General features: G+C 41.4%; 17 protein-coding genes. 6 read left to right on the top strand and 11 right to left on the bottom strand.

Annotation, left to right across the window (positions count from 1 at the left end):
• Window positions 1-60: 60 nt before the first annotated feature.
• Window positions 61-798 carry a phosphoribosylaminoimidazolesuccinocarboxamide synthase gene (purC, locus tag NSTCB13_RS26125; RefSeq protein WP_445627404.1) on the bottom strand — a complete coding sequence of 246 codons (738 nt, stop codon included), beginning with the start codon at window positions 796-798 and terminating at the stop codon, window positions 61-63.
• Between the two features lie 637 nt (window positions 799-1,435).
• Between purC and NSTCB13_RS26120 the strand changes: the two genes are divergently transcribed.
• Complete coding sequence (locus tag NSTCB13_RS26120) at window positions 1,436-1,711, top strand: DUF7219 family protein (RefSeq protein ID WP_445627405.1); 276 nt, start codon at window positions 1,436-1,438, stop codon at window positions 1,709-1,711.
• 148 nt (window positions 1,712-1,859) lie between these two features.
• On the opposite strand, the gene NSTCB13_RS26115 is transcribed toward NSTCB13_RS26120, so the two are convergent.
• From NSTCB13_RS26115 to NSTCB13_RS26100, 4 genes are all read right to left on the bottom strand, one after another.
• Entirely contained in the window at window positions 1,860-4,457 is a 2,598-nt protein-coding gene (locus NSTCB13_RS26115; RefSeq protein ID WP_448274310.1) for a GAF domain-containing protein, read from the bottom strand.
• 275 nt (window positions 4,458-4,732) lie between these two features.
• On the bottom strand, window positions 4,733-5,863 hold the full coding sequence (locus NSTCB13_RS26110) for a glycosyltransferase family 4 protein (protein WP_448265777.1): 1,131 nt from the start codon (window positions 5,861-5,863) through the stop codon (window positions 4,733-4,735).
• Between the two features lie 233 nt (window positions 5,864-6,096).
• On the bottom strand, window positions 6,097-7,251 hold the full coding sequence (locus NSTCB13_RS26105) for an NAD-dependent epimerase/dehydratase family protein (RefSeq protein WP_334999430.1): 1,155 nt from the start codon (window positions 7,249-7,251) through the stop codon (window positions 6,097-6,099).
• A gap of 220 nt (window positions 7,252-7,471) precedes the next feature.
• Entirely contained in the window at window positions 7,472-8,002 is a 531-nt protein-coding gene (locus NSTCB13_RS26100) for a hypothetical protein (RefSeq protein WP_448274309.1), read from the bottom strand.
• Window positions 8,003-8,428: 426 nt separating this feature from the next.
• Here NSTCB13_RS26100 and NSTCB13_RS26095 point away from each other — a divergent pair, with 426 nt between their 5' ends.
• The 4 genes from NSTCB13_RS26095 to NSTCB13_RS26080 all read left to right on the top strand — a co-directional run bounded on the left by NSTCB13_RS26095 (window position 8,429) and on the right by NSTCB13_RS26080 (window position 11,606).
• The gene (locus NSTCB13_RS26095) at window positions 8,429-8,782 is read left to right on the top strand and encodes a hypothetical protein (RefSeq protein ID WP_322693424.1); all 354 of its coding nucleotides are present in this window, start codon (window positions 8,429-8,431) and stop codon (window positions 8,780-8,782) included.
• Window positions 8,783-8,869: 87 nt separating this feature from the next.
• Complete coding sequence (ycf46, locus tag NSTCB13_RS26090; protein ID WP_322671475.1) at window positions 8,870-10,381, top strand: stress-responsive protein Ycf46; 1,512 nt, start codon at window positions 8,870-8,872, stop codon at window positions 10,379-10,381.
• Window positions 10,382-10,522: 141 nt separating this feature from the next.
• Entirely contained in the window at window positions 10,523-10,873 is a 351-nt protein-coding gene (locus tag NSTCB13_RS26085; protein WP_094350625.1) for a DUF1257 domain-containing protein, read from the top strand.
• Window positions 10,874-11,246: 373 nt separating this feature from the next.
• Window positions 11,247-11,606 (top strand): hypothetical protein, encoded by a 360-nt coding sequence (locus NSTCB13_RS26080; RefSeq protein ID WP_448274308.1) that lies wholly within the window; start codon window positions 11,247-11,249, stop codon window positions 11,604-11,606.
• Between the two features lie 26 nt (window positions 11,607-11,632).
• Here NSTCB13_RS26080 and NSTCB13_RS26075 read toward each other — a convergent pair whose 3' ends face one another.
• Window positions 11,633-12,040, bottom strand: a complete 408-nt coding sequence (locus tag NSTCB13_RS26075; protein WP_448274307.1) for a retropepsin-like aspartic protease — start codon at window positions 12,038-12,040, stop codon at window positions 11,633-11,635.
• A gap of 3 nt (window positions 12,041-12,043) precedes the next feature.
• On the bottom strand, window positions 12,044-12,265 hold the full coding sequence (locus tag NSTCB13_RS26070; protein ID WP_448274306.1) for a DUF5678 domain-containing protein: 222 nt from the start codon (window positions 12,263-12,265) through the stop codon (window positions 12,044-12,046).
• A gap of 227 nt (window positions 12,266-12,492) precedes the next feature.
• Here NSTCB13_RS26070 and NSTCB13_RS26065 point away from each other — a divergent pair, with 227 nt between their 5' ends.
• A complete protein-coding gene (locus NSTCB13_RS26065; protein WP_448274305.1) occupies window positions 12,493-13,677 on the top strand; it encodes an AbrB family transcriptional regulator in 1,185 nt (394 codons plus the stop codon).
• An 82-nt stretch (window positions 13,678-13,759) separates the two neighbouring features.
• Here the strand turns inward: NSTCB13_RS26065 and NSTCB13_RS26060 are convergent, their stop codons facing one another.
• From NSTCB13_RS26060 to glsA, 4 genes are all read right to left on the bottom strand, one after another.
• Entirely contained in the window at window positions 13,760-14,254 is a 495-nt protein-coding gene (locus NSTCB13_RS26060; protein WP_445627413.1) for a hypothetical protein, read from the bottom strand.
• Window positions 14,255-14,297: 43 nt separating this feature from the next.
• On the bottom strand, window positions 14,298-15,368 hold the full coding sequence (locus NSTCB13_RS26055; RefSeq protein ID WP_448274304.1) for an FAD-dependent monooxygenase: 1,071 nt from the start codon (window positions 15,366-15,368) through the stop codon (window positions 14,298-14,300).
• A gap of 290 nt (window positions 15,369-15,658) precedes the next feature.
• Window positions 15,659-16,060 carry a hypothetical protein gene (locus tag NSTCB13_RS26050; RefSeq protein WP_445627415.1) on the bottom strand — a complete coding sequence of 134 codons (402 nt, stop codon included), beginning with the start codon at window positions 16,058-16,060 and terminating at the stop codon, window positions 15,659-15,661.
• A complete protein-coding gene (gene glsA / locus NSTCB13_RS26045) occupies window positions 16,053-17,036 on the bottom strand; it encodes a glutaminase A (RefSeq protein ID WP_445627416.1) in 984 nt (327 codons plus the stop codon). Before glsA ends, NSTCB13_RS26050 begins: the two co-directional genes overlap by 8 nt.
• Window positions 17,037-17,797 lie beyond the last annotated feature (761 nt).

Raw genomic sequence — 17,797 nt, 5'->3', positions numbered from 1 at the left:
GCAAAAGGCAAAAGGCAAAAGTTAAATATAATTCCTTCTCACCTTTTGGTTTTTACCTGGTTAACTTATAGTTTCTACTGCTTTTAGCACTCTTTGTAAGACCTCCTGGTAGGCATCCTCTACATTTCCTAAGTCTCGGCGAAAGCGATCTTTGTCCATTACCCGGCGGTTTGAGTCCTTTTCTGCGGTATCCCATAAACGACAGGTGTCGGGGCTAATTTCATCTGCCAAGAGTAACTGCTGTTGTGAGTCCAAACCAAACTCTAGTTTGAAGTCTACTAGGGTAATGCCACACCGCTGCCAAAAGTTATTGAGAAATTCATTGATTTGCAATGCAAGATGTGTAATTGCGTCTACTTGTTCCGCAGTCGCCAGTTCTAGCAGGTACAGGCGATCGCGTGTCAACAAAGGATCTCCTAATGAATCGTTTTTATAATAGAACTCAACCAAAGGCTGTTTCAGAATTGTACCCACTGGTAAACCAGTTTGCTGACACAAACTGCCAGCAGCAATATTTCTGATCACTACTTCTAAGGGTAAAATCTTTACTGCTTTCACCCGCATTTGATTCGGGGCAGGACTATCGATAAAGTGAGTCTTTATACCATAAGCCTCCAACTGTTTAAAAAGCTGGCTAGAAATGCTACAATTAATTTTTCCTTTCCCTTCGATGTTGCCACGCTTTTGGGCGTTAAACGCTGTAGCATCGTCTTTAAAATCAGCCAACAAGACTTCTGGATCGTCCGTTGTATAAAGAATTTTTGCTTTGCCTTCGTATAACTTGGAATTAACAGACATGGTGGCAGGTAGTGTTTTAGGCGATGGACAAAAATTGCCCTTTGAGGCTTCACCATTTTATCTTTAGTTATTAACTATTAGCTATTGGTGATTATTTAAGAGGAAGCAGAGGCAGGTTAAAATAAGTAATAACTAATACCAAGACCAATTTTCTCTTCTGCGTCGCTGCTTAATAGCCAGTTGCCAAATATTTATAACTAAATATCTAACTTTTAACAGAGGACAATTTGCTTTCGGATATACTATGTTCGCCTAAGTAGTTTTACGATCGGGATTTTCATGAGTTTTGATAAAATAAGTTACTTAGACATACTAGTATGTGATAATAATTTGTACCTAAAGGTTTCGACTGAAGCTAATTACAATTTCAACTTCATAAATTAAGATGAGATAAATTGATAACCAGGAGGAAAATAAAATATTCTCTCTAGTTACTTTGGCGGAATTTTTTTGTAAGATTTGGAGTACAGAATATTACAAGCTTTATCCTCTAGCCTTAAAATCTGAATCAACTAATTCCTGCATCAACAATTGGAAAAGGAATTGAACAATCTAATTTAACCCAATCTGACAAAAGAAAGATTAGGTTAGCTAGTAATTCAGCTTCAGAAACCCCAAGATAAGGTGAATTGAATAAATGGAAAAAAAAATAGTGAACAAGGATGATTTTCTCTTCCCTCGCGGTCGCTACTACGGTCAAGTGAAGCCAGAAAACTTGGTTTTTAATGCAAATCTCCAGGAATTTGCCCAACGGGTAAGTTACATTTGCAACTTAGAAACAGGCGGAAAAGTGCCTCCAGGTGTAGCTTACGAACAAATAAGGGATCTGTGGAAACAGTTGAAACGTTCAAAAAAAGAGCTAGGAATTGGCGAAGATCCCTTTCAAGATGACCAGGGAGAGACTAAAGATTGAATGGGGTACGGGGCATTGGGAACTGATAAATTACAAATGACCAATGACCAATACTTCGACTTACCTCGGCTCCGCTACCTCGACTTCGCTCGGCACAAGTCGGTACGAGTCGCTCAGTACAAGTGACCCAATGACAAATGACCAATGACTACTTAGTAAGCATTGTCCAAATACCATCCCAGGACTCTGGAGGCGGCGTTTGTTGGTAATTACGCGCACGCTCTAGGTGGATATCAACAGCTTGGTCTTGGGGTTGGATAGATTTGGCGGCTTCAAAACAGGCGATCGCTTGTGAGAAGTTGCGCGATAAATAGGCATCGCGTCCAGTATGATAATGAAACAAAAACTCTTGAGTGTTGGCATCTAGGGGAGTAGTGCGATCGCCAATTAACTCGTAGATATTTACGGCCTGGTGTTTCCCTTTGACTCGGATTTTATCTAACTGGCGCACCCAAATGCGATCGCTGCACAATTGATAAGTAAATTCGCTTAAAACAATATCACAACCGTAATCTTTAGTTACCGCTTCCAAACGCGAACTTAAATTTACACCATCTCCAATGACGGTGTAATCCATTCGTTTGCGGGAACCAATATTACCCGAAACCACATCCCCAGAACTAATCCCAATGCCAATACGAATTTGCGGCTGCGCCTGGATAATTCGCCGTTGGTTAAATTCCTCTAAGCGGCGTCTCATATCTAACGCTGACTGCACAGCCCTCCAAGCATGATTCTCTGTCAATGGTAGCGGCGCACCAAATACCGCCATTAAGGCATCACCAATAAATTTATCGAGAGTGCCTTCGTGGTTAAAAACCGCCTCTACCATCGTTTCAAAATACTGATTGAGCAGCAATACCACCTCAGCTGCACCGAGATTTTCCGTAAGTGTTGTGTAGCCACGGATATCAGAAAACAAGATAGTTACTTCCTTGCGTTCGCCTACCATTAAAGCATCTTCCCCTAGAGCCATAACTTGTTCAGCGACATGGGGCGTCAGGTAGCGGGACATGGTAGTTTTCATCCGTTTTTCCTGAGTAATGTCTTCTAAAACCACCAAACCACCGCGCACACCGCCTTCTGGGTTAGTCAAGGGATTAACAGTAAGATTGATATTGCGCTCTAATGTTTGTACTTGATTAGAAGTGAGAAACTCAGATTTGGGAGTCAGAGGTTGATTCCAAGGAATAAAAAGATCGGGGTTGGTGCGATCGCGCACTGCTAAAATTGAGTGCTGAGTACTGAATGCTAAGTATTGAGTTTCACTTTTAACTCCTAACTCCTCACTCATAACTTGATGCATTCCCAGCATCAAACTTTGCTCTGGCACATAATGTTTAGCTCCAGTTTTTAGACTATCTTCTAGTCGCATTTGGAGATTTTCAATTGGGACAACTTCCCAAACTAGGCGACCAATCAAATTTTGTTCCCACAAAAGCTTGTTGTTTTTACTATTAGCGTCTCCTATCGGACAACCCAGCAACTCTAGGGCTGCATCATTAATCGTGACAATCTGTCCTGCCATATCTGTAGAAATCACGGCATCTGACAGACTTTGCAAAATATCTTTTTGATACTGTTTTTCTAACAGCACATTTTCAAACAGCCGAGCATTTTCTAAGGCAATTCCTGCCTGATTATTAAAAGCCCGCATAAACTCTTCATCAGAAGCAGTAAAACTGCTTTGTTGCTTATTAATTAATTGTGTAACGCCAATCAATTCATTTGCAGAATTAAACACTGGTAAACATAAGATATTGCGAGTTATATAACCAGTTTTTTTATCTGTAGTCGGGTCAAAGCGGGGGTCTTTATAAGCATCAGAAATATTTAAGGCTTCACCAGTGGAAGCTACATATCCAGCAATGCCACGGTTAGCAGGAATGCGAATTTCTATCAAGTTTGTGCCATCTGCTGCTGCTGCAACTTTCGTCCAGAGTTCGTTTAGCTCTTTACGATATAAAAACAGTGTGCTGCGGTCTGCTTGCATTAAAATTCGAGCTTGTTCCATGACTATCTGCAAAGTCGCTTCTAAATCTAAACTTTGCCCCAGTGTCTGAGTTGCCCGCAATAAAGCCGTTGCGCCTCTTTGATTGCGAGCCGCTACATAAAAAGATTGGCAGCTTTCTAGGATAATACCAATCGAAGCGGCAAAGTCTCGAAAACGTTCTTCATCATCATGATTAAACGGAACATTCCCGGTTTTATTAGCTAGTTGCACTACCGCTACAGTCTGGTTTTTGCTACTGATAACGGGCATACATAAAATATTACGGATTTTGTAGCCCATTTGTTTTTCAAGTTCTGGGCTAAATAGGGGATGAGTATAAGTTTCAGATATATTGAGATATTGGCCTGTACTAGCAACATGACCAGGGATACCTACTGTAATGGGAGTGCGAATTTCTAAGAATTTTTGGGTATTATCTTGAGGAACTTTTGACCACAGTTGACCTTTGTCGTAATCAACTAAAAAAATGGCTGTATGTTCTGCTTGGAGAATTTGACCAATTTTGAGTGTGATAGCTTCTAATACTTTCTCCAACATAGTTTCTAGAGCTTCATTATTGATTAGTTCAATAGCTCTCAGAAATTGTTGGAACTCAGCAGTTATAAAGTCGAGTAAGCAAACAAATTCATTAACAGATAAGTCTTTGACGCGACGCAGTAGGGCATGAGCGCGATTAACTTGAGTCAATTCAGTTAATGTAGCCAAGACGCTGCCAGAGTTAGGGAGTGTCACGTTGCTTCGCTCCGAATTAAAAATTCACGCATTCAAAATTAATAATCCCCATAAATAAATGGGCTTGTATCATGAGTCTGTTTTGGTCATCGGAATTTTAGATTTTAGATTTTGGGCATAGGGCGTTAGAGTGCTGTTAGCGATAGCGGGGCGTTTAGCCCGTGCTGAGTTAGGAGTTAAAAGTAGAGACGCGATTAATCGCGTCTGTACAAGAGTTAGGAGTTTTGTTTATCTTCCTCATCTCCCTCATGCCCCATGCCCCATACCCCAATACCCTATTTTGCCAACTGTTCAGAAAATATCACCTTTTGATAGTAATCTTGTAGCTGCCTGGTAGCAGCTGCCCAACCCCAACTTTCTGCTTCCTGGCGGGCATTTTGACGGATGATATCTCGCTGTTGTTTTTGTTCTAAGAGGCGAACAGTAGCAGCGATGGCTCCTTGAATATCTGCTGTTGGCTCAAAAAGATATCCATTTACCCCATCTGTCACAATATCAGGAATTCCCCCGGAACGGGCTGCTACCACGGGACAGCCAGCAGCCATCGCTTCTAGTAGCACTAAGCCTAGTGTTTCTGTGCGGGAAGGAAAGATGAAGGCATCAGCACTCGCAAAGGCAGAACCTAACTCTTGCCCTATAAGATAGCCAACAAAATAAGTGTTTGTGCCAGCAAAGTGTTTTTGCAATGCTTGACGGTGCGGCCCATCTCCAACCAATGCTAACCGTGCTTGGGGAATTGCTTCTAAGATTGGTTTGATGCGCTCAATTTCTTTTTCAGCCGAAAGTCGCCCAACGTAAAGTAATAATGGACTTTCTGGATGATTTTGTGATAGACGCGATCGCATCTCTACACTAGCTAAATCGGGGTGAAATAATTCTGTATCTACCCCACGCTGCCATAAATCTACACGTTCAATACCATGTGCTCTCAGTTCCTCCACCATTGCTGTGGAGGTACATAGATTCAAAGCTGCTTGATTATGAGCGCCTTTTAGCAGTTCCCAAAGAAAACCTTCCAGCATCCCTAAGCCGTAATGCTGGAGATATTGGGGTAAATGCGTATGGTAAGACGCTACTAAGGGTATTTTGAGGATTTTGCTATAAAATATGCCAGATAAACCTAAAACTGCTGGATTTACGACATGAATAATATCTGGCTTAAACTCTTCTAAAGCGTACCCAATGGCTGGGCGGGGAAGTGCCATTTTTAATTCTGGATACAATGGCAGAGGAAAACCAGTAACGCCGTAAACTTTAGCGCCTTTGTGTTCTGTGATGCCTCCATCAGGGGCAATCACCAGCACTTGATTACCACTGCGCTGGAGATGATCGACAGTATGGCGCAGGCGCGTTACAATGCCGTCAACCTTGGGTAAAAAGGTTTCGGTAAATAGGGCAATTCTCATAAAAAACTATTCAGTCCAGGCAGATAATCTCAGCTTTGCTTGCGTTTCGGTATCAAACACAGAATAGACTCTCTCGCGTGGTGTAATCAACTCTGCACAGTCAGAATAACTATAGTCAACGGCAAATTTAGTAGTAGCTGGATGATACGCCTGATAAATAATAACTGGTTAGTCGTCATATTGTGCTAAAATATGACGACTAATTTTAAACCCACGATTTACTGGGGTTTATTCTAATTTCTGTGCCAAGAGACTTTAGGCAAAATTTGTTTGCGATCGACTCGCGTCTGATACTTGATGGCAAAGTTTAACAGAGAATCGAGGAGAGAATCAGAGAGCAAGTGAGGCTGTAAACCTAAATCGAGCAATTTAGTGTTTTTAGCATTGAAATAATGTTCTTCTTTTTCAACTCTGGGATTATCTAAATGATTGATTTCTACCTTCAATCCCATAGCGTTACCAGCTTTTTTCACCATCAATGCCAAGTCACCGACGCTAAATTGTTCGGTAAATTGGTTAAATACGCGGAATTCACCAGCTTCAGCAGGGTTAGCGATCGCTAATTCCACACATCTAACTGTATCCCGAATATCCAAAAATCCGCGAGTTTGTCCACCTTTACCGTAGACAGTTAACGGATGTCCAATTGCTGCTTGAATACAAAAGCGGTTCAGTGCAGTACCAAACACACCATCGTAATCCAGCCGATTAATCAATAGTTCGTCCATCCCCGTTTCTTCGGTTAAGACGCCATAAACTACACCCTGATTTAAATCAGTTGCCCGCAATCCCCAAATCCGGCAAGCAAAGTGGATGTTATGACTATCATGCACTTTGCTTAAATGGTACATTGAACCGGGCTGCTTGGGATAAGGTAGGGTATCCTTGCGTCCATTGTGTTCAATGGTGATATACCCTTCTTCGATATCAATATTGGGTGTACCATATTCGCCCATCGTCCCTAGCTTCACCAAATGACAGTCGGGGAAATCTTCCCGCATAGCGTACAGCAAGTTCAACGTCCCAACTACATTATTGACCTGGGTAACAACTGCATGTTCTCGGTCAATCATGGAAAATGGGGCCGAACGCTGTTCGCCAAAATGCACCAAAGCATTTGGCTGAAATTGCTGTAATGTTTTATGGAGAAACTCGTAATTCGTAATATCGCCGATGAACAAGTCAATCGATTTACCCGTCAAATCTTGCCAGCGCTGGAGACGTTGTTGAATTAGTGCGATCGGAGTGAGAGTTTCGACACCAAGTTCATTATCCCAGTGCCGCCGCACCAAACTATCTAAAATTCCAACTTCATAACCTCGATTGGAAAGGTAAAGAGCAGTTGCCCAACCGCAATATCCATCACCACCAATAACCAGGACTTTCATCTTCACCAGTTTTTACTCGCTGATAGCTAAATCTATCAGGTTTCTGTACCCTCTCAATCATCATTCTGAAAGAGATGTGGATTTTGGGGAAAGTGGGGAGCAAGGGAGCAGGGGAGGCAGGGGAGCAGGGAGCAGGGAGCAGGGGGAAAATTCCTCTCCTCTGCACCCTTCCCCCTGCCCCTCTGCCTCTTCTCAATACCCAATGCCCAATGTTTATCTTTCAAGATTTCGGAATGCGATACTGCTGGGCAATGTAATAAAAGAAACGATAGTAATTTTGAAATTCTTGGCTCTTGCTTCGTCCCTGCCAGTTGTATTTCACTTGACTCTGAGTTAGTGTCAGTGTCATTGAACCTAGTTGTCGATCGACTTCTACAACCAGCACTCCAGAGACTCCTTGGGCAGTTTGAAAGTTGGGTTTTATCTTTTTCACAGATTCTTGCTCTGTAACAATAGAATTTGGTAACTGCTGACTTGCCCACCCTCGAATTTCTACTGAGTTATCCTGTGGTGAAAGAAACGCAACTCCATCATCATTTGCTGGTGCTGCTAAAGAAGTCCAATTACTCGGATATGGAAATTCAAAGCCATAACGGGAGTTGCTATAAGTTTTCCAGGCGATCGCTCCAGCGTTAAAATCATTTGCAGTACAACCCCACAGCATGATTAACAGGGCAATGACTCCGCTAACGCTGGCGGCAAACCGATAAATTTTTCGCCCCAAACTAGAGATTTTATTAGCAGTAGCCATTTACATCACACATTTTGCCAAAGTCACTGATTTCATAGAAATACCAGAAACTCTGATATTGCACTATTCTCAATCAGCTAACTAGTAATCTGCCAGATCAATTTTAAGAGATTCGTAGTGAGCGATTTATCGCTCAATTTCAAGGGCTAGAGCCAATACGGTTCGGTTAAAGGGGAAAGGGTAAAGGGGAAAGGGGAATAAAAAACCTTTAACCGCAAACCCATTTCCCTTTTCCCCAAACCCTATTTTGAGTTCAAAATGCTTATCCGAACCGTATTGGGACTAGAGCCACTAATGATGATGCCAGCAACCTAAAATATAAATAAATGTAACGAAATAGACGCTAAAACGTTTTACTGTCTTGACAACCAATAAAAGAACCGATAACTTGATATACATACCCGGGTAAGACCGTTAAAGAGTTATATGCAAACGCAAACTAAGCAAAAGGTCACTTTGTATTTATCGCCAGAGTTGCACAGAAAACTGAAGATTCGTTCAGCAGTTGATTCCGAGCCAATGTCAGAACTTGCCGAACGTGCCCTTGGTTTTTACCTATCCAATCAAGAATTGGTTGATGAGTTAGAAGATTCTTCTTATGGGCGGACTCATAGAGTTTATTCATGTCCAACTTGTGATAGCTCACTAGTCTTACGTGATGGGGAACTGGTTACTTTAGGCAATCAACCAGGAGTAGTTGGTCAAGAGCATCTTTCTCTTAACGAGATGGATGAAGATGAAACCAATCCCAAGAGTGAGGAAGAGTTAGTTCCTTGCTAACTTGCTAAATAGATATTCACAGATGCGGTTGTCTTTACCAGAAGCAATGTCTCTACTGTCTCTATAAGGTCTCAAGTAGGTCGAAGTATGAACGAAGAGCTCAAGATCCTAATTCAAGCTCAATACCCTTTAATCTACCTTGTTACCTCCGAGGAAGAGCGGGCCGAGCAAGCAATTTCCACTATCGCCCAGTTGTTAAAGCCCCAACGTCGGGTATTTGTTTGGACAGTAACACACGGGATTGTTGAGTACGGTCAACCCCGGAATGTTACCCAACATAATACCGTGTCTCCAGAAGCGGCGATTGAGTGGATTATCCGACAGAAAGAAGCTAGTATATTTATTCTTAAAGATTTACATCCCTTTATAGATGCGCCTGCAACTAACCGATCGCTGCGTGATGCGATCGCTAGTTTCAAAGGTATGCAAAAGAACATCGTTTTGATGTCTCCGATGCAACAAGTACCTATAGAACTGGAAAAAGAAGTTGTCGTTCTCGACTTTACATTGCCAGATATGGCTGAGTTGAATAAAGTCTTAACTCACCATATAGAGCAAAATCGCGGTCGGCGACTGACAACAGAAGCCAGAGAAAAACTTCTCAGAGCTGCTTTGGGTCTAACTAAAGATGAAGCGGAGAAAGTCTACCGTAAGGCACAGGTAACTAAAGAGCGTTTAACGGAAGATGAAGTAGACATAGTTTTATCTGAGAAAAAGCAACTAATTCGGCGCAATGGCATCTTAGAATACATTGAAGAAGATGAAACTATTGATGCTGTAGGTGGCTTAGAAGAGTTAAAAAGATGGCTCAAGCAACGCTCTAACGCTTTCACAGAAAGAGCGAGAGAGTACGGTTTGCCTCAACCAAAGGGGATGTTAATTCTAGGAGTTCCCGGTTGCGGTAAGTCATTGATTGCTAAAACTACTTCCCGGCTGTGGGGTTTACCACTGTTGCGGTTAGATATGGGGCGAGTCTACGACGGCTCAATGGTGGGACGAAGTGAGGCAAATCTGCGAAACGCCCTGAAAACAGCAGAATCTATTTCCCCAGCGATTTTGTTTATCGATGAATTAGATAAATCCTTTGCTGGTAGTGGAGGTTCATCTGATTCTGATGGGGGGACTTCAAGTAGAATCTTCGGCTCTTTCCTGACTTGGATGCAAGATAAGAAATCACCAGTGTTCGTGATGGCAACAGCCAACAGAGTAGAACGCTTACCTGGCGAGTTCTTGAGGAAAGGACGATTTGATGAAATTTTCTTTGTCGATCTGCCCACACCAGAAGAACGGCAGCAGATTTTCAATATTCATCTGACCAAGCGCCGTGAAGACATCTCTCGATTTGATCTTGAGCAACTAGCCAAGATGTCTGATGGCTTTTCTGGGGCAGAAATAGAGCAAGCGATCGTTGCGGCAATGTATGAAGCTTTTGCCCAAGATCGGGAGTTCACCCAACTAGATATTATTGCTGCACTGAAGGCAACCTTGCCGCTGTCTCGAACGATGCAAGAACAAGTAACGGCTCTGAGAGATTGGGCCAGACAGCGCGCACGCCCCGCAGCATCCTCCGTAGCTGAATATCAGCGAATGGAGTTTTAAAAGCTTTCCTCTGCCATCCCAGGGGGAAAGGCTAGCAGAAGATGCTAGCAGTTATAACAAAAGCCGCATCCTGTTAAGCGCGGCTTCGCCCAAAACAAACCGTTGTCGTTTTTCTCAATCTTCTCATTGGAGGAAACCCAAATGTCTCACTTTAGCACCCTGCGTACCAAAATCACCGATGCCGAAATCCTCAAGGCTTCCTTGCGCGACCTCGGTATCAGCGTAAAGACTGAAGCTGATGTCCGTGGTTATAACGGTCAGCGTGTCCGTTCGGACATCGTTGCCGTGTTGGAAGGCGAATATGACCTCGGCTGGTCTCGCAATGGCGATGGTTCTTTTGACCTAATCGCTGACCTGTGGGGCGTTGCTAAGAAGCACAACCAAACCGAGTTGATCAACTCAATCAACCAAAAGTATGCCGTTAACAAAACTTTGGCTGAAGTGAAACAGCGCGGTCTGCAAAACGCCAATGTGAAGTTGGTATTGCAATAACAATTTCTCTGCGCGTTCCCAAAGCTGCACGGGTTAACCATATAAATAGCGGTTAGCCCGCTTTTTTATCGGGACTGAGTGTATTTCTCAGTCCCGATTTTTGATGAGTCTTGGCACAGATAATAAGCTTGGCTGACCTGTTGCATCTATTGAATCTGTATGGCGTATATATACAAAGCACTCAAAGAATAAATGGGGCTTCCTAAAAAAGGAACACGGACAATCTCTGTACATGAAACAACTTATAAGTGGGTTGTTTCACCTGATAGTGGCTATATGTGGCTAAAATACTTACGTTCATGATGAAGCTGGAAATTGGCGTTGTTTCATACAGCAACGTTCAATCAGTCCTTCTCTAGTCAAATCAGTTATTTTGTTAGCTTTAAAACGCGGGTGGAAACCAACACTGCGTGGGTTAGGAGCTTTTAGCTTTTGGGCTGACGAAGAGTTCCCGATTGCTCAATTATCAATATCACCAGGTATCCCCCTTCAAGAAATTGCCTGGGAGATTGTCAGTGAGCTGAGATACGACATCAGCATGGACACGAATTGGCGTTATCGATTATTCCATGCTTCTATTAAGCAACGATTTGAGATTCCTTTTGAAAATGAATATGGGCTAAAGTTTGCAGCATTTCTTGATGGTTGGACAGAAAATGGTTTTTGGATCATCGGTATTGAATCAATAAATTTTCCACATATTGTCATGTACACAACTAATGGTGTTTTATAGATATTGTTTCCGGTTAGCTCACTTTTTTATGACTTCAAATCTTCACGCCATGTAAAAATAATTTGCTCGTCAGCTTGCCTAAATTCAATATTAAATTTATCAAATACAACTTCTCGCCCTAAAAGCAATTGTTCTCCGCCTGTATTGGTTTGTAACCATGCTACAGGAGTAATAAAATTGTGTTCATCAATTGTCATTTCGACATTACGTAAAACGTACTCAACTCTGCCACCTATAGTTTCTGCCAACAAAGTTGATTCTGAATCAGCTAAAGCATAGCTCAAATCTTGACCAACTTTTAATGAAATTAAACTTAATTCAGCGCCTGAATCTACTAACATTGTTGTATTAGATTCTATATCTCTGTGTTTTAAAATAACACTATAATTTGGTTGCCAATCATGACGAGCGACGCTGCGGAAGCGAATTGGCAAAATTTATATAGAAGCAGTGCGACGAGGAACTAGGTAAATTAAAAAAGGTTGTTTTGTAGCATTAGCTAATGCTAAAACTTCGCGTAAGTTTTCGCTGTGAGTAATTATTCCATTTGCATTGTAAGCAATATATTGATTTTTATATAAATCTAATAACATCTGGCGGTTACGATTTAACCACTTGAACATTTCATCTGTTTCTCTTTTAGAGGGAGTTGTGTTCATATATTTAATGTTGTCCGTGGATGTAGAATATCTCTGGCAGTATTTTAATTGTCTGGTGCAAGAGGTGAGCTACCAAACCTGACTTAAATCTAAATCTAAAATCAACTCACCACTAGAACTAAATCCTACACCTGTATAATTTTGCTTGTTTCTGGTAATGTCAGATCGCACCACCGAAGATCCACTTTTGCACCTATAGCTTAGACTTAAATAAAAGCTTAGTATCGATGAATCAAAGTCTAAGTGCTACTCCCAGCCTGGAAAAACACACTCATAAAAATCTTGTTGTTACCAAACAGCAGCTATTTGGGAAGCAACTAATTGTCCTTGTCTTGGAAATGCTTCTGGCATTACCTCTGGGTTTACTCCTCGCAAAGTTCCAAATTGGTAGGATTGCCTGGATATTTGGCGGAATTGCCGCGGGTACAGTGGTTCTCCAAGGGTGTCGAATTTTTTATCAATATTCTCCCCAACCTAATCGCACTGCTAGAAAAGTGGGAATGGCACTTGTCGGCTTAACTGTCGGCGCTTCCAATGCCCACGCTAATCTAGCGAGTGTTGCTTCCGGTATTCCTATATTTATTTTTCTTACCCTGTTTTTGCTGCTGAGTGGAGGCTGTATCGGTTACATTTACTCCCGCGCCAGCAAAACCAACCTATTTACAGCAATGCTGGCTACAGTTCCTGGTGGTGTAGGAATTATGGCTGCGATCGCAGCCGATTACAATAAAAATGTGAGCTTGGTTGCCTTAGTTCAGGCGATTCGCGTCACCTGTGTAGTTGTTCTAATTCCCTTCATCGCTAGGACATCAGTTGGTAATGATTATCCGCAAACACTTCCAATCAAAGCTGCTTGGCTCAATCTCGATCCGTCTCAACTAGAATTACTCTTGTTAGTACTGGTAATTACTGGATTAGTAGTTTATCCAGCTATATTATTTAAAATACCTGCTGGCGATTTCTTTGGTGCATTGTTGATTGGTATTGGGTTTAATCCTTTGCTACATTGGCTGCCTTTTGTAGGTGATATTAGCTTTAGTCCGCCGCCAATAATAAATTTATTGGGTCAAATGCTCCTGGGAATTACAATTGGTGAATATTGGGGAGACAAACCTAACTTGAGAAAGCGGACTGTTGCCTATGCCTTGATGTCTGTGGGGATGACTCTCGTAGCTGGAGCGATCGCTGCTATACTTGCAATGCAATTAACTTCTTGGGACTGGTTAACCTGTCTTTTAGTCACAGCGCCAGGAGGATCGGCAGAAATGATCTTGGTTTCCCTGGCATTAAATCATAATGTTGAAATTGTCACAACTGGTCATTTAGTACGACTAATCGCGATTAATAGTTCTCTACCGCTTTGGCTATTTTTGTTTCGCCGTCTGGATAAGCAACTTTCTGAACCAGTTTAATTTTATGAAAAATAAAGGTCAAATCACCCAATTTTGCTCTATTGGAACTTTCCTTGCTCAAATCTAGGACTATCTAATCTATTTAGGAAAAACGAGTTTCTTCAATAAAGGAGATGCCATCAAAAATACCATCTTTAAAAATTTGGGTACTACGAACTCGGTGATTTTCATCAAGTAAAGTCATTGTTTCTATAAATCTAATCAGCACGTTATCTTGAGTTTTCGTTACCCGAAAGCAAATTGTGTCCTGACCAGCATCCCAAGCGATGGACGAAAAGTCAGAATAATTGCTAGAAAACAATTTCAGAATTCTATCTTCAAAGTATCCTTCAAAATTAAGCTGGAGGTGAGAGCCATCTGAATATTCATAATTGTTAACCTGTCGGTACTGGCTTCCCTCAATCAAGATGGTAAAACTACCGAAAAAGCTGCGGGAAAAATGTCCGCCTTTATCAGTTTTGATATACTCACCTTTCCAAGTGCCAATATGACGTGTAAAAATTTCTGGAACTTTCTCCAGATCGACAGATATCGCCGAGGTGATGGTATTTTCGCTCATTACAGGATCGTTACTCATTAATTTTAGATAAAAACTAATTTTACTTTAAGTTTCGCCTTGGCTAACGACGACCAATTTTCTGGCTCATTTCCCGACTGGTGCGTTGATATTCATGGACAATGGGTAATCTTTCCGTCTGATAATTTTCCAAAGCTTCGGCAATACTACCACTAGACTTGATATGTTGCGTTAAAGCCAAACCATCTTCCCAACCTGAAGTCATGCCTCTAGCGCGAGTCGGACTTTTGGCGTGAGCCGCGTCACCAATTAAAATAACGCGACCATCATACAATTGAGGCAGGGGATCGATGTCATAGGAATAACGACAGATAATATTTTCCACAGGAGTTAACTCAATTACATTTCGTGCATCCTCTGGGAGTTTGGCTAATTCTTCGGGAGGAATAGATATATCAGTCGGTTGTAGTGCGCCTATTTCAGAACCCGTTTGCTCTTTTTCTATAAAGAAACCCCAATGAGTCAGATTTCCCCCAATATGAAAGAAATTTGCATAAATTCCCCGACCGCGTACATAAACAAAAAAGTTTCCTTCTGGACAGAAGCTATTATCTGTCACAATCCCTCGCCAAACTAGATCGCCTAAATAGCATAGTTTTACATTCGGAACCACAAACTGCCGAACCTTAGAAAGAATGCCATCAGCACCCACGATCAAATCCCCTTCCCAGTGACTTCCATCTTTAAAGTGTGCGATCGCACTATTCTTAGTCTGCGTTATCGAAGCTAATTGAGCGTTAAAATGAATATTATTAAGGGGTAAAGTATCAATAATTGCTTCTAAAATCGCTTTCCGGTGTACGAGCATTCCTGGTAATTCATCTTCAGCATAGGTGACGGTTTCTGAATTGATGAATCCACCTTTAAGGTTGCGAAACTCAAAGTATTTTACAGGATCGCCTGAGTTAATAATTTTTTGGCTGATTTGAGGATTTCCTTGATGAAGTGCTTGCATACCTGATTGGACAATAAGAATACCACATCCATCGGTACGAACTACGGGCGCTTTTTCAAACAAGTCAACTTGAAACCCTTCTTGAATAAGCAAACTGGCAAGATAAGCTCCTGATGTCCCTGCGCCGATAATACCTATCTTGCTGTTGGAAGAAACCATCTGTGACTCTCTTGATTTAATCTTGTTTAGATGATACTTGATTGAGATATTATCTTAAATAGTAAGCCAAAAAGTTGTTTATGAAGGGCGATGCCTGCGGTGGTCACTGAGCTTCTTGCCTTGAGTTTCGACTGCGCTCAACTACCGCGAAGCCGAAAGGTGTCGAAGTGCGGGCTACGCTTACGCTAATAATCAGATGTATTTAACTGAAATGATAAGGCTCCTTATAACAAGCTCAATAATACATCCAGCTAAAAGCAAATAAATTTCATATTTAATTAATATCTCATTTAAGCTGGCGGTTGTATCTTTTGAAATTCTTTAATTGCTTCGATATGGGCTTGATTTACCTTCGTATGCTCCTCTACTGCTTCTGAATATACATCTGTTGAAGGTTCTTCTATTAGTCTGTGCGCCAAATCTTGAAATTTCTGCGCGTGTTCGTGCATGGTTTTTCCATAGGCTTCGATACGTTCTTTTTGTTCGGGATCGATTTGGTCATCTGTTTCTAAACTCTTACCCAACTCTTGTATCTCTTTGCTATGCTCAATTGCTTTTTGAGCATGTTTTTGTGCTGCCTTTATAGTCTGCTTTGAAATTTCATGCATAATATTAATCCCAACTTTCGTCTTAAAAGAACTATAAAATACTCTAAAATAAAATTCCTCTACCCCTTTGCTTGTTTCAAGCAAATTTCGCCTCTCGATCTGAACAATCAAATAGATGTAAACCTAACCGTTGGGAAAGTTCTTCACACACCTTTACCCCCCGCACACTATTACCACGCACATCCAGCAGTGGCGAAAAAACTCCAATGCCCATCTTATTGGGTACAACGGCAATAATACCACCAGAAATACCGCTTTTCGCCGGAATCCCAATTTTATAAGCCCACTCACCTGCAAAGTTGTACATCCCGCAGGTATACATCACACTCAGAATATCTTTAATATAACGCTTATCTACCGCCTGTTCTTTGGTAATCGGGTTAATACCTCTGTTAGCCAGAGTAGCCGCCATCACTGCTAAGTCTTGACAATTCACCATCACAGCACACTGCTGGAAATAAAGATCCAGCGCCTCTTCAATATTCCGGTCAATCATGCCAAAGTTGAGCATCAAATGCGCCATTGCACGGTTGCGATGTCCTGTACTTCGTTCTGAGGTAAAAACTGAAATGTCAACGAATACGTCGCGGCCAATATATCGGCGAAACATATCCAGCATCCGGTTGAGGCGTTCGGTGGGGCCGGAACCTTTGATTAAGCTAGTGGTGGCGATCGCACCTGCATTTACCATTGGATTATAAGGTCGCTTTGATTGCTCATCCAAAACAATCGCGTTGAATGCATCTCCCGTCGGTTCAACGCCAACTCTAGTTAAAACATAATCCAGTCCATGATCTTCTAAGGCAAGTCCATAAGCAAACACCTTAGAAATTGACTGAATGGTAAAAAGTTGCTCGTAGTCCCCAACTTTATAAACCTGACCGTCTACTGTCACAATGCAAATGCTGAACAAATCCGGGTTTGCCTTTGCCAGTTCGGGAATGTATTTCGCTACTGCACCCTCTTGCACACACTTGTACTGGGAATGTAACTCGTTGAGAACAGCTTTTAATGGCGATGGTTCTATTTCTATATCTCCTGGATGTGCTTGGTTTGTCATTAGGCTGATGGCATTTCCCAAAATACCTACTATATATAGAAGAGGTGCAGCTGTACATCCCTACAGTTACAAAGATTTTGTCAAAAACAGCTTGCTCTAAAAAATCATACTTGAGCAATTACTGAAGATAAACAAGATAAGATGTGATTTATGCTACATGCAACATCTGTTGTTTAAGCGATCGCAAAGTTTTCTTAATTTTTAAGTCATTAATCCTGAAAAATATTTCTTTGGGTATTGTCCTTTTTTTTATACTCAGTAATACGGTCATGTAAAGTTATATTTATCACTAGTATCAGTTTAGTCATGGAGAATAAAAGTAATGATTGATGTAAGTAGAAAAAACTTTGAAAAAAGATATCAGACTCAAACTAATTTGCATAATTTTTTAAGATGTAACTGAGATCGTGACTTATTCATAGTGAAATCTAAATATTTCATTAAATAAATTATTTTAGGTATTTATGCCGATGCCATTTAATTAAAGTTATATTACCTTCTTATAGGAAATAGCCAAAAACAATGTGATCTAGAATACACGAATAGTTGCGAGCCTTTAGAAGTGATGTGAATAGGGTATCGCTACTTTAGTGTGAAATAAGCGTAAAGTTTTTTTAAGAAATTTTTGACTTACACAAAAAAGCGTTACATAGCCGAAGTCCGCTTTTGAGAAAGGTTTCGACCTTCAAATTGGAATGGGAATTTGAGAAAGTGGCCCATAGTTACGCTAAAACCCTGATCCCCAAGCTAAAAGGTTCGTG

This window comes from Nostoc sp. DSM 114160, assembly GCF_053470305.1.
The sequence above is the reverse complement of the archived record's forward strand: the minus strand, read 5'-3'. Positions and strand labels throughout refer to the sequence as shown.